Genomic DNA, 713 nt, shown 5'->3' on the forward strand with positions numbered 1-713 from the left:
CACCCGAAGCCGGTGGCCCAACCGCAAGGAGGGAGCTGTCTAAGGTGGGACTGATGATTGGGGTGAAGTCGTAACAAGGTATCCCTACGGGAACGTGGGGATGGATCACCTCCTTTCTAGGGAGAAGAGAAGATGTGGATACTGTTTGGTTTTGAGTGTGGTCTGAAGGGATTGCATTCAAGGCAGGAACATTGAAAACTGAACAGCAAACTTTCTACAAGAAAGCGAAGGAAGATGAAGAGATCAAAGAAGAAGGTCGAAATCATCTAGTTGCAAACTAAGAAAGCACAGAAAGAACACTTTAGGTTAAGCGAAGAAGAGCGTATGGTGGATGCCTAGACACCAGGAGGCGAAGAAGGACGCAGCAAACGGCGAAACGCGACGGCGAGCAGTAAGCAGGCAACGACCCGTCGATATCCGAATGGGGGAACCCGCCATCCACGAGGGTGGCATCGCGCAAGCGAGGCAATACGCAGGGAACTGAAACATCTCAGTACCTGCAGGAGAAGAAAGTAAAAACGATTCCGTAAGTAGTGGCGAGCGAAAGCGGAGGAGCCCAAACCATCAGATGATGGGGTTATAGGGCTGCCGAGAAAGTCGATGCGACATGACAGGAGAAGCGCAGGGGAAGGCGCAGCGAAGAGGGTGAAACTCCCGTATCCGAAGTCGTGAAGCAGGGCGAGGCAGACCCTGAGTACGTCGGGGCACGAGGA

General features: G+C 52.9%; 1 protein-coding gene and 2 rRNA genes. All 3 read left to right on the forward strand.

Going from position 1 to position 713, the window contains the following annotated elements; genetic code table 11:
- Nucleotides 1–116, forward strand: a 16S ribosomal RNA gene (locus B5E87_RS14845); the annotation flags it as partial.
- A 39-nt stretch (nucleotides 117–155) separates the two neighbouring features.
- On the forward strand, nucleotides 156–281 hold the full coding sequence (locus B5E87_RS15625; protein ID WP_275112324.1) for a hypothetical protein: 126 nt from the start codon (nucleotides 156–158) through the stop codon (nucleotides 279–281).
- Between the two features lie 23 nt (nucleotides 282–304).
- Nucleotides 305–713: ribosomal RNA gene (locus tag B5E87_RS14850) — 23S ribosomal RNA — on the forward strand; the annotation flags it as partial.

The sequence above is a fragment of the Massilimicrobiota sp. An142 genome, assembly GCF_002160725.1.
GTDB classification, from domain to species: Bacteria; Bacillota_I; Bacilli_A; order Erysipelotrichales; family Coprobacillaceae; genus Allocoprobacillus; species Allocoprobacillus merdigallinarum.